Raw genomic sequence first — 6,844 nt, 5'->3', positions numbered from 1 at the left:
CAGATCCCTGACAAACCCCCGTATTTTTACTGGGGTTTGTCGTTTCTACGGCTCGTTCTCACACAGGCATAGAATTTAGGCGATTCCCCAAATTAATCACCAAGGTGCTTAAATCGCCTTCTAGTCGGCTTTTAGGGTGCTAATTCAGAGGTTTTAAACGACAAAATGGCCTACGCTGCCATCAGTGCTATCTTTTTAATGTTTTGGGCGGCAGCTACCAATAAACATTGGCCTTGAACACGGTTTAATCCTTTATAACGTGCATAGCGGTAACCATGAAGCTGTTTTGCATCTGCAAAACTTCGCTCAACGGTTTCTTTTCGCCTCTTATAAATAACTTTCCCTTCTGATGTTAGCCTGTGCTGATTAATCCGCTCCTTGCTCGCTTCCCAAACATGGCGGGTAACCGTTTTTACCTGCTTTGCGTTCCTGGTACAGCGTGATAGATGCTCACAGTGTTGGCAAATACGTGGATCTGACTGGTAGTGGCGGTAACCTTCCCGATTAGTGGTTTTATAGATGAGCTGTTGACCCGCTGGGCACTTGTAGGTATCGCTATCGGCATCGTATTGATATTCACGTTTGTAGAAATAACCTTTCTTATGCGTGGGGCGGCGATAGCCCATTACACCGTACAGTCCTCGATCTTCAATGCCTTTACAAACGGCTGAGGTGAAGTATCCCGCATCTAGTCCTACTGCTTCTACTGGTAGGTCAAAGCGCTTAATTTGCCGGTCTAGCCGCTTCAGGTAAGGCACACTGTCATGGATATTCCCCGGCGTAACGTGAACATCGGTAACGATGTTGCATTTACCATCGACTGTTCGATGATCTAAGTAAAAGAACCCTTTAGGCTTTTCATCTCGTACCATGTAGCCACTGTCGGGGTCGGTAGTGCTTTTATTTATTTCTCTGGTGACTGGCGCTTTCGTTGTCGGCGCTAACGGCTTTTTTCCGTGGCGTAATCTGTCCTCCTCTACAGCGCTATCAAGCGCATCCATGTAATCTTGACGAGAGGCGGCGACCTGAACTTTGGTTTTCTTGTGTTTATTGGCGTTGGCTTTTAGGTGGGTCGAGTCGGTGAAGAGGTGCTTTCCTGATACCAGTCGTTTTGATATTGCCTGCAAAACGATTTCATCAAAGATTTGTTGGTATACACCTGACTCATTAAACCGCCTGCGACGATTTTGACTAAATGTAGAGGCATCTGGGATTTTGTCCGTTAAGTTTAAACCTAAAAACCAACGATAAGCGACGTTCACTTGCACTTCGCGAACCAGCTGGCGCTCACTGCGAACACCGAATAAGTAGCCAACTAACAACATCTTAAAGAGTAGTGTTGGATCTAAAGCTGGTCGCCCGTTATCAGCACAGTAGAGATCTTTGACGAGATCATGAATAAAGCTGAAATCGATATGTTTATCGACTTTGCGCAGCAGGTGGTCTGAGGGGACTAGCTCGTCAATACAGACGAACTCCATCGAGGATTGGGTTTGCGGTCGAGTATTTAGCATGCCCCATTATAAAAAATCCTCGCGCTTTGGCGAGGACTTTGTCAGCAGTCTGACCGTGATACCCACGGTTTTAATGAGGCGTTGCGCTCGGCTCTGCGTGAAGACCCCGATATTATTTTGGTTGGTGAGCTTAGGGATTTAGAAACCATCCGCCTGGCCCTGACAGCGGCAGAGACGGGGCATTTGGTGTTTGGCACCCTGCATACCACCTCTGCGGCAAAAACAATTGACCGGGTGGTGGACGTGTTCCCCGGTGAAGAAAAAGCGATGGTGCGCTCGATGTTGTCCGAGTCGCTACAGGGCGTTATTTCACAAACCCTGCTGAAAAAGCCGGAGGGCGGTCGGATAGCCGCTCATGAAATTATGATTGGCACCCCCGCAATTCGTAACCTAATTCGTGAAGATAAGGTGGCGCAGATGTATTCCGCCATTCAATCTGGCGCTGCAGTGGGGATGCAAACTATGGATCAGTGTTTGAAAAATTTACTGCAGAAGCGTCTTATTAGCCGCGATGCTGCGCGTCTAAAAGCGCGTTTCCCAGAAAATTTTTGATCTTGCTAGCATTGCCGCAACGCCCTAAGGAGTCACCCATTGGAAATTGAAAAACTGCTAAGAATTATGCAGGAAAAAGGCGCCTCGGATTTGTTTATTTCTGCGGGTGTTGCGCCATCTATTAAAGTGAATGGCCAGCTGCTACCGGTGAGCAGCAACACCCTTAGCCCTGAGCAAGCCCGCGAAGTGGTGATGGGGGTAATGAATGATCAGCAGCGCCGCGAGTTTGTTCGGGATAAAGAATGTAATTTTGCGATCAGCGCGCGCGGCATCGGCCGTTTTCGGGTGAGTGCGTTTTATCAGCGCAATTTAGTCGGCATGGTATTGCGTCGGATTGAGACGAATATTCCAACAACAGATCAATTGGGTTTGCCTGAGCAGGTAAAGGACTTGGCAATGACCAAGCGCGGGCTAATTATTTTTGTTGGCGCGACGGGCACGGGTAAATCGACCTCGCTGGCGGCGATGATAGGGCATCGCAATGAGAATTCGCGCGGTCATATTATTACTGTAGAAGATCCCATTGAATTTGTGCATCAGCACCGTGGCTGCATTGTGACCCAGCGCGAAGTCGGTATCGACACCGAATCCTTTGAGGTGGCTTTGAAAAATATGCTTCGGCAGGCGCCAGATGTCATTATGATTGGTGAGGTGCGTAGCCGCGAAACAATGGAGCAAGCGATTACCTTCGCAGAAACCGGACATTTGTGTTTGTGCACCCTACATGCGAACAATGCCAACCAAGCCCTCGATCGTATCTTGCACTTTTTCCCCGCTGAGCGGCATCCGCAGCTGTGGATGGACTTGTCATTAAACCTGAAGGCGATGATTGCCCAGCAGCTCATTCCGACCCGCGACGGTCAAGGCCGCCGCGCCTGTGTAGAGATTTTACTGAATACTCCGCTGGCCTCGGATTTAATTCGCAAAGGTGATGTGGCGGCGGTAAAAGACTTAATGCGTCAGTCTACCGAGCAGGGCATGCAGACTTTTGATCAGGCGCTTTATAATTTATACGTCGCCGGTGAAATCACCTACGAAGACGCGATTGCCCACGCGGATTCTGCCAATGATTTGCGTCTGCTTATTAAACTGGGTGCTGACAATAACCCAGAGCAGATGCGGAGAATGGCGGGCGGATTAACAATGCAGGACGATCATCCCAATAGTAAGCCGCCGGGTCGGGGCGGTTATCGGCGTTAAGTTTGGCGCATCCAACTCTCTAAAATAATCGCGGCGCTGCGGCTGTCTACGGACTGATTTTTGAAGTCGCGGGAGCCGGTGTCGTCGATGATGTCGCCACGGGCTTCAAAGCTGCTCAGACGTTCGTCGGCAAAGTGCACCGCGATGCCAAAACGGCCGTGAATACGGTTGCCGAATTTTTTTGCTCGCTGCGACATTTCCGACACACTGCCGTCCATATTGAGCGGTAGCCCAACCACCACCGCATCGGGTTTCCACTCGGCCATTAACTTGTCGATATCTTCCCAGCGCGGAATGCCGTCTTTGGCCTGCAGGGAGGCCTGGGGGCTTGCGGTGCCGGTTAGGGTTTGGCCCACCGCGCAGCCTATCCATCGCAGACCAAAGTCAAAGCTGAGCAGAGTTTTGGGTGTGTTGCTCATGGGGCGGGAATATTCCTTAAGCGTGGCCGCTATCTGGCGCGATTTGCGAGAAATTGATGCCGAGAATGGCGAGGGCCGCATCGACTTTGTCTTCGGCGGCGACATCGAAGAGAACATGGTCGCTGGCGGCGACGGTAATCCACGCATTGTCCTGCAGTTCTTCTTCAAGTTGGCCGGCATCCCAGCCGGCGTAGCCGAGGGCGATAAGGCTTTGGCGCGGACCGCAATCCCGAGCAATGGCATTGAGAATGTCTAGGGATGTGGTGAGGGTTACGGAGTCAGAGACATCGACACTGGCGTCCCAATGTTTGCCATCGCGGCGGTGCAGCACAAATCCGCGATCTGTATGCACGGGGCCGCCAGCGTAGACAGGTTGCTGATGACTATATATATGGCCGTCTAACTCTAGCTGTTCAAGTATTTCATCTACCGCCATGTCGAGGGGACGGTTAATAATAATGCCCATCGCGCCGTGCTCGTCGTGCTCACACAGATACGTAATACTATGGGTAAAAATCCCGTCTTTGAGCGCAGGCAGCGCAATCAAAAAGTGATTCTTGAGTGATGGGAATGTGGTATTGGTCATGGTTCTAAGTATCGGTGAAATTATTGCAAACACAAGCCGCAAGCTGATTTTAGCGGCAAAATTTAGCTTTGATTGGTTTTGAGGGATTGGCGCTCAAAGCGCCATGTGCGAACGATGCCGAGACGATTTTTGCCATCCAGTACGTCGCTAGGTATGGCTTCGTAGGGGGCCGCTAAGCGCACAATTCGGTGGGCGGCGCGATCTAATATGGGGTTGCCGGAGCTGCTGAGAATGCGCACCTCGTCTATTCTGCCGTCGGGCATGAGTAGGAGTAAAAGGCGCAGTTCGCCTTCAATACCCAGCTTTCGAGCTTCTTCGGGGTAATTAGCATTGCCCACGGTTTCTACTCGTTTCTCCCAGCGGTTTAAATACAGCGCATCGGGCGAGCCCTTGGTCGCGACCGAGGTGATAAATTTGGGGCGTGGCATGCGCGCATAATTTTGATTGAGCTGCTCAAGCTGGGCTTCCAGTGCAGAAATATTTTCACTGAGCTGACTGCTGTCGTCGCTGCCTTCCCAGGGTTGCCGCTGGTGGAGCATGCGGGTTTGTTGGGGCTTGCTGCTGCGGGCTGCGGCGGCTGTTGTACTGAGAAGGGTGCTGCCAACATTGTCTGGCACCGACTTGGCCAACTTTAGAGCTTCTTCCTCGCGCAGGGTGTTGTCATGAAAGTCACTCTGGGCAGTGGTACTGAGTTCAGCCTTCTCTTTTAAGCTGCCGCTGCCGACTTGGTCGAATTGCGCTAGATAGTCGGCATTCTCTGGTGCGGTATTACTTTGGTATTGGGCCAGGGTGATTTCTAGGCTAGGTAATTTTACGTGGGCTTCGGGCGGCGCAAAGGTGATGCCGAGGATGACGGCGAGATGCATGGCGGTGGCGACCGCAATAATAAAGCCCAGCCGGTCGGGCGGGGCTTGATTGTCTGTAAACGATGTCGCCACTGTATTCATGAACGAGCTTGCTTGGCTTCGCTGAGTCTGGCGGCGATGCAGTCCATTAACTGACCGCCGATATCGGTGCCAAACTGGGTGTCGATCTCGCGAATGCAGGTTGGGCTGGTGACGTTAATTTCGGTGAGTGAGTCACCGATAACGTCTAGGCCGACAAATAATAGACCTTTTGCGCGAGCAACCGGGCCGACTTCTGCGGCAATGCGGCGGTCAGCGTCACTCAGCGGCTGGGCGCGGCCAGTTCCGCCGGCGGCAAGATTGCCACGGGTTTCACCCTTGGCGGGGATGCGGGCTAAGCAATACGGAACCGGTTCGCCGTCAATCAGCAGAATACGTTTGTCACCGTCGCGAATCTCCGGCAAATATACCTGCGCCATGATGGTGGTCTGGCCGTGATTGGTCAGTGTTTCGAGAATGACGCCAACATTGGCGTCATCGGGTTTTAATCTGAAAATAGAACTGCCGCCCATGCCGTCTAGCGGCTTCATGATGACGTCGCCGTGCTCGGCGTGAAAGGCGCGCAACCGCGCTTGGTCGCGGCTAACCAGATGGATTGGGCCGCATTGGGGAAACTGCAGTGCAAAGAGCTTTTCATTGCAGTCGCGCAGGCTGCTGGGTTTGTTCACCACCCAGGCGCCTTGTTTGTCTGCCAGCTCCAGAATATGGGTTGCGTAGAGAAACTCATTGTCGAAGGGTGGATCTTTGCGCATCAAAATGACGTCGAGCTCGCCCAGTTTAATATCGTGTTTGTCGCCTAGCTCGTAGAAATGCGCGGGATCTTTAAATACTTGAAGGGCTTGGCTTGAGGCGCGGGCCTGCCCGTCACTGACATAAAGGTCGGCTGGGGTCATATAGCTGATGTCCCAGTTCCGCGCGGAAGCCGCCCAGAGCATGGCGAGGGTCGAGTCTTTTTTGTAGGCGATGTTCTCGATGGGGTCCATCACTACGCCAAGGCGAATTGTCATTTTGATACCTGTGTCCTAAAACCTTGCAAATAGGCTTTGTTCTCTGGCCTGACTGCGTTAATAATTACCGACCATAGAATACCGTAAAAACAATGAAAGTTTGCCTATTCGCGCGATTTTGCTTAACTGATGTCACTGGATGATGGTGTCAGCCCGCTTTACGTGGTAAAAAAACCAACACCGTGCGATAAGACACTGGATTGTTAGCGCATTCATACGCAAGCCTTATAAGGTTACTCATTCTTATGGAAGTTAATTTTTCCGATCTGAAAGTTATGATTATCGACGATAGCAAAACAATTCGTCGCACCACTGAAACATTGCTAGCCAAAGAGGGCTGCACGGTAGTTACCGCCGTGGATGGCTTTGACGCCTTGGCAAAAATTGCTGATACTAGGCCCGATATCATTTTTGTCGATATTATGATGCCACGCTTAGACGGCTATCAAACCTGCGCCTTGATTAAAAATAATACTGAATTCAAGTCTACGCCGGTGATTATGCTGTCTAGCAAAGACGGCTTGTTCGATAAAGCCAAGGGCCGTATCGTCGGGTCGGATCAATACCTGACCAAACCTTTTAGTAAAGGTGAATTGCTTGAGGCAATTCAGAACCACGTACACGTTGCGCACGTTTAATTTGCGTTTTGCCAAGTGAAGTA

General features: G+C 51.1%; 7 protein-coding genes and 1 pseudogene. 3 read left to right on the top strand and 5 right to left on the bottom strand.

Going from position 1 to position 6,844, the window contains the following annotated elements; all coding sequences use genetic code 11:
- Positions 1-170: 170 nt before the first annotated feature.
- A complete protein-coding gene (locus tag C0068_RS10955; protein WP_103682823.1) occupies positions 171-1,514 on the bottom strand; it encodes an IS1182 family transposase in 1,344 nt (447 codons plus the stop codon).
- Between the two features lie 54 nt (positions 1,515-1,568).
- Between C0068_RS10955 and C0068_RS10950 the strand changes: the two are divergent.
- Together C0068_RS10950 and C0068_RS10945 are read left to right on the top strand one after the other, a co-directional pair.
- Positions 1,569-2,066, top strand: a pseudogene (locus C0068_RS10950) (type IV pilus twitching motility protein PilT); the annotation flags it as partial.
- Positions 2,067-2,105: 39 nt separating this feature from the next.
- Positions 2,106-3,266, top strand: coding sequence for a PilT/PilU family type 4a pilus ATPase (locus tag C0068_RS10945; RefSeq protein WP_103684535.1), 1,161 nt, complete (start codon positions 2,106-2,108; stop codon positions 3,264-3,266).
- On the opposite strand, the gene ruvX is transcribed toward C0068_RS10945, so the two are convergent.
- The 4 genes from ruvX to gshB all read right to left on the bottom strand — a co-directional run bounded on the left by ruvX (position 3,263) and on the right by gshB (position 6,183).
- The gene (gene ruvX, locus C0068_RS10940; protein WP_103684534.1) at positions 3,263-3,685 is read right to left on the bottom strand and encodes a Holliday junction resolvase RuvX; all 423 of its coding nucleotides are present in this window, start codon (positions 3,683-3,685) and stop codon (positions 3,263-3,265) included. The two genes, C0068_RS10945 and ruvX, sit on opposite strands and share 4 nt — an antisense overlap.
- A 16-nt stretch (positions 3,686-3,701) precedes the next feature.
- A complete protein-coding gene (locus C0068_RS10935; protein WP_103684533.1) occupies positions 3,702-4,271 on the bottom strand; it encodes a YqgE/AlgH family protein in 570 nt (189 codons plus the stop codon).
- A 62-nt stretch (positions 4,272-4,333) separates the two neighbouring features.
- The gene (locus C0068_RS10930; RefSeq protein ID WP_103684532.1) at positions 4,334-5,218 is read right to left on the bottom strand and encodes an energy transducer TonB; all 885 of its coding nucleotides are present in this window, start codon (positions 5,216-5,218) and stop codon (positions 4,334-4,336) included.
- Positions 5,215-6,183, bottom strand: a complete 969-nt coding sequence (gene gshB, locus C0068_RS10925) for a glutathione synthase (RefSeq protein ID WP_103684531.1) — start codon at positions 6,181-6,183, stop codon at positions 5,215-5,217. Before gshB ends, C0068_RS10930 begins: the two co-directional genes overlap by 4 nt.
- A gap of 245 nt (positions 6,184-6,428) precedes the next feature.
- Here gshB and pilG point away from each other — a divergent pair, with 245 nt between their 5' ends.
- The gene (gene pilG, locus C0068_RS10920; RefSeq protein WP_103684530.1) at positions 6,429-6,821 is read left to right on the top strand and encodes a twitching motility response regulator PilG; all 393 of its coding nucleotides are present in this window, start codon (positions 6,429-6,431) and stop codon (positions 6,819-6,821) included.
- Positions 6,822-6,844: the final 23 nt, after the last annotated feature.

Origin of the sequence: Zhongshania marina, assembly GCF_002915595.1 — a bacterium.
GTDB classification, from domain to species: domain Bacteria; phylum Pseudomonadota; class Gammaproteobacteria; order Pseudomonadales; family Spongiibacteraceae; genus Spongiibacter; species Spongiibacter marinus_B.
This window is presented reverse-complemented; position numbering and strand designations above follow the sequence as displayed.